The following is a 4,950-nucleotide window of genomic DNA, read 5'->3' on the forward strand; positions in this document are numbered from 1 at the left end:
TGGACTTCAGGTAAAAATATCGCATGGTCAAAAGCCGGTGCCGATGTAACTTGGGCAGGTAAGAAAGGCAACGTGACTGCAGGGCAACTCTTGATTGGTCAATTAAGCAACCTTGTGGAAGTAGCTGAAGTTTCACCTAAATCTTATGACTTGGGTGCACAGGAATTGACTTTGGTAGACGTAGAAGGCAAGGCGGCTCCTGTTAAAGTGGTGGCAACTCCACAAGATGCAGAATCTACAGCTCCTCGTGCCGTTTCTATGAATGGTAAGTGGAATTTGTCTATCGAAATGAATGAAACCATTACCGCCGATAATATAGCTACCGCTTTCACCAAGAAAGAAAACGGTGTGGACAGAAACGTGAAATATGCATTGGCAGTGAACGGTACTGTGATGACAGGATACGCTTTCGTTATAGATACACAAACTGATGCAGAAAGTAAAACCAACAAAGCTTTGTCTGATAAAAGCATAACCAGTGTCGTAATTGACGGTGAAGATGGAAATACAGTTCCTTTAGGCACTACAATTTTAGCTGTCAAGGAGGATAATGTATACGATTCTTATATCAAATTTGAAGGGTTGGATGCATCAAAAGCAGAAAAAGCAGGTATTACTGTTGATGGTATGACAATGACTGTTCCTGCTACGGCAGCCGGTCAAGATTTGGAGGCCACTATTTATGCTTTGGACGTAACAGGTCATATTTCAACACACACAGTTGCTTTGAATATTGCCAGCGCAACAGAAGCACCGTCGGAAAGTGTATCTCCGGTTGACATTAAGATAATAAAAACCGGCCAATCATTCACAATTGACTTGGGTGATACATTCGCTAATCTGGATGCTAACCAGGCTTTGTCAATTAATAAATCTGCTTTGACAACAAACAATAAAGACTTCTTTGCTTTGACTGATGGTGCATTAGGTGCTCAAAATGCTCCTTATGAGGTCTGTCTGGCAAATAGCAATGGCATTGTCTATAAGAATGAAAAAGATGAAGAAGTTGATTTGAATGGAGCTTCTAAAGACCTTCGTTCTATCAAGAAAGCAGTCATTACATTGGGAAGTGTTTATAAATCAGGTGCAGAAAGTTCTGCCAATATGTTTGGTTCATTCACTTTGACATTGACTTTGAAAGCCGGTGAAAATGCAGTGAAAGCCATTGAAATTCCTGTAACCGTAGAAGAACCTGCATTCGGTGACTTGTATGAACAGAATGAATATGCTGCTTGGGCAGATAACACTTATACGACTGCTTTAGTGAAGGCTGCTGGAAACAAACCTTCTATTTCTCTTGAAAATATCTTTGTAAGCAAGAAAGATGCAAACGGTACTGCTATTACTTCAGCTTCTGTAAGTTATACAGAGAAAGTAACATATACCGATTATGATGGTAAGGCTGCAGAAAACGAAAATGCTACGACTCTGTTTGGCGATTTGTCAACAAGTGATGCTAAAATCTTGAAAAACGTTGATAATGGTAAGGAACTTGCAGTAAATACATTCAAGACAAAAGCCAGTGCTGAAATTTTGGAAATCGAATATAATACTTCCAGCACTTACAAAGTTAAGGTAACTTCTTCTGAATTTACAGTAAAAGCTAAGAGTGTCTTCGAAGGTGCATCACTTGTATACTACAAGGCAGGTGCTTCAGTAGATGCGATTGTAAATACAGAAACAGACATGATTGCTCCGTTGACCGGTGCTGCTGAAAAGAGAAACGGTCTTGCACTGAAACTCGGTGACAGCGAAATGGCTGTGAACTTTGCTAACTTGTCTGCTGATAATGCTGCTACTGATCAGAATTACAATGTACAGGGAAAACTTGGTCAGAAGTTTACGGTAACAAAACAAGCTAATTTGAGTGGAACTCCTGCAAGCACTTATGCAATCTATGCATCTCTTGATGAGAGTGAAAATTCATTCGGTACTGTAACGATGGGAACTCCCGCTGATAAGTATACTACTACTTCTGGTGATGCTACCAAGAAGCAAGCTGCTCAACAGGCAGAAAACAATGCAACCGGTATCAAGGTAACAGGTCTGGAAGAAGGTCAAGGCGGTACATTAGTATTGACATTCAAAGATGAACTGGGTATCATCACCACTGCAACAGTTAAATATAAGAAGTAATCTACTTCTTTCGATAATAGAAAGGCATCCTTTGGGGTGCCTTTTTTATATCTTCTTTTCTAAATCTTGAGAAAAGACAAAGGGGCTGCCACACTTTTGGAGTGCACTTCACTTTTGAAACGGCCTCTTGTTTTATTCTCTGTCATAAATTCAAAGCTTTATCAAGATTGCTTCTGCCATAACCTATAACCAAGACTACAAATGCTTATATAGGACCCATACAAAATTAGGGATAAATCCCTAATCGCCTCTCTTTCTTCAATATCGTTGATAATAAGCGGAATATATTCTTATTACAACTAACACTATTTGTATTTGGCCAGGGCTTATTGTCATGTGAAGAAATGAAGAATTTTTATCTAGAAAGAAAATGAAATCTTAATATCAGATTTTGATAAACAAGTATTAGTTATTTTTAGAAAGAACTTCTTGATATTTATAACTATTGAATAAAAAAATGCCGGTTGCAACAAGAGGATATTGCGTTGATTATCAGTTATATTTGAGAAAGAGAGGTAATTCGGGATTTATCCCTTATTTTGTATAGATTCCATATAAGCATTCATAATCTTGGTTATAGATTATGGCAGAAGCAATCTTGACAAGGACTTGATTTTATGGCGGGAAATAAAACAAGGCGGAAGAAAGCTTCATGCTTCTCTTCCGCCTTATTATGTTAAATAAAAGGATATATCCGGTCAATCCAACTGTTCTATTTCTTTGATGCTTAATCCGGTTACAGCAGCAATGGCTTCAACGGACATTCCACCGGACCTTAAATTGCGGGCTACAGAAAGAATGCCTTCTTTGCGCCCTTCTTTCAATCCTTTTTCGATTCCTTCCTTCAACCCTTCCTCTTTCCCCTGATTTTTAGCAAAAGAAATCGTTGCCAGATTGTCCCTGTATACTTTGATGCTCTCATCATACTTCATACGCTCCTCTTTACTCAGGGAAGCGATATCCACAATCTTCTCCAGTTTTTCAAAGACGGCTTTGCGCGCTTTGAAAGGAAGTCTGTTCAGCGTTTCCATATTCTTGAGTATATATATCCAACGTTCAAAATCCGTCTCGCATTCCTCTTCCTCCTTGTTGAAAGAAGGAAGCTCGATAAAAATAAACCGCAGCTTGTCCGAAAACACTTCGTGCGTATCACGGTCCGAAAGGACAATGTCCGTGCGGAGCTTGTGGGGAGTGTCCTCCAGACGGAAGTTCATGAAGAAGACACCGTAAACGGCCTTCAGGTCAAACTCCCAGCGGGCTCCCTTCTCACCCTGACGCGTAATGGTATGTGAAAGATAGAACAACGCACGCTCCTTAAAGTTCGTCTGCTGTCGGTTCTGCATCTCCACGATGATATGCTCCCCTGCCTCCGTGGTGCAATAGATGTCATAAATAACACCCCGGTCACCCATGTATTCGGGCAACAACTCTTTATCCAGAAAAGTGATGTCCTTTATGGACCTCTCACCCACCAGCAGGTCGTTCAGGAAGTCTATGAGCAAATCCTTGCTGACCTCCTGGCCGAATATCTTCTTGAAACCCACGTCCGTAAACGGATTGATAAATTTTCCCATGCCGCTTTATTTTTAGCAAAGATAATCTTTTAAGGGGAACCGGACAAGAAGGAGGGACATTTTATTTATGGGATTTATTTCCCTCTTTTACGGAAACATGATAACAACGAAAAACAACGATCTTTTTTAGATGAAAAACGTTTTTTTATTTGACAGTATAACATTAGTGTGAGGATTGTATGCCTCTTTCGTTTTACTCTGATAACATCCCATTTCTTCCCTTGCCTGTTAATATTATTTCTTTTGATGAAATTGTGGAATACCTCCAATGCTTATATGGAATCTATACAAAATAAGGGATAAATCCCGAATTGCCTCTCTTTCTCAAATACCACTGATAATCAACGTAATATCCTCTTGTTGCAACCGGCACGAATACTACCTACCTGTCAAATGTCGTCAATCATTACTTTAAATGCAACTTTAAACACTTACTGAATAAATACCGCATCCTTCACGCCAAGCACCTGATAGACCACAACGAGTGCGCTATCACCGAGCTTGACAAGCGTTGCGGGTTCACTTCCAGAAGTGTGTTCTATGATGCATTCGGTAAGATAATGGGAATTCCACCGGCACATTACCGGAAGCGGAGGGAAAAAGCTGCGGAAACCTGTTCCGGCCTCTCCGGGACAATGGAAAACTCATTGGGAAAGAATGAAATACACCAACAGCAGGTCATATAAATCAATGAAACCAAGTCCTTTAAAAACGATAAACAAATTGAGTTTTTAAATTTATAAATTTAAAGTTTTTCTATTATGAACAAAAAATTTTTAAGTGCAATCCTGTTCGGAGCCTTGATGGTATCCTCTACAGGAACGTTTGTGTCTTGTAAAGACTATGACGATGACATCGACAACATCAACAAGGAGTTGACCGATATCAAGTCAAAGCTTTCAGACCTTGAATCGAAAGTCACCACCGGTGGCGCTTATGTAACCAAGATTGAATCTGTAGAGGGCGGTTTGAAAGTATCTGTCAGCGATGGTACTTCTTACAACCTGACTATTGCCGGCACACCTGCAGGCAGCACGGTTGTCATCGACAAGACAACAGGTGAAATCAGCATCGACGGTACTCCTACAGGCTTCTTTGCCACTACAGGCACTACTCCCCAGGGAGAAAGCACTGCTCCTTATGTAAAGGACGGCTTCTGGTATTTCTATGATGATGCAACCAAGGCATTCGTGAAGTCTGAATATAAGGCGTCAGGTAACGCGTGGGCTGTACAGAAAGG

General features: G+C 40.4%; 2 protein-coding genes and 2 pseudogenes. 3 read left to right on the forward strand and 1 reads right to left on the reverse strand.

The features are described 5' to 3' along the window. Positions 1-2,136, forward strand: a 2,136-nt coding sequence (locus HMPREF1534_RS00345) for an ExbD/TolR family protein (protein ID WP_005945514.1), incomplete at its 5' end; no start/stop codon positions are given. A gap of 698 nt (positions 2,137-2,834) precedes the next feature. Here the strand turns inward: HMPREF1534_RS00345 and HMPREF1534_RS00340 are convergent. Beyond that, complete coding sequence (locus HMPREF1534_RS00340) at positions 2,835-3,710, reverse strand: Rpn family recombination-promoting nuclease/putative transposase (RefSeq protein WP_005945516.1); 876 nt, start codon at positions 3,708-3,710, stop codon at positions 2,835-2,837. A 374-nt stretch (positions 3,711-4,084) separates the two neighbouring features. Here HMPREF1534_RS00340 and HMPREF1534_RS20200 point away from each other — a divergent pair. Continuing rightward, positions 4,085-4,396, forward strand: a pseudogene (locus HMPREF1534_RS20200) (helix-turn-helix domain-containing protein); the annotation flags it as partial. A gap of 75 nt (positions 4,397-4,471) precedes the next feature. After that, a pseudogene (locus tag HMPREF1534_RS20790) lies at positions 4,472-4,950 on the forward strand (hypothetical protein); the annotation flags it as partial.

This window comes from Phocaeicola massiliensis B84634 = Timone 84634 = DSM 17679 = JCM 13223 (assembly GCF_000382445.1).
Classification (GTDB): Bacteria; Bacteroidota; Bacteroidia; order Bacteroidales; family Bacteroidaceae; genus Phocaeicola; species Phocaeicola massiliensis.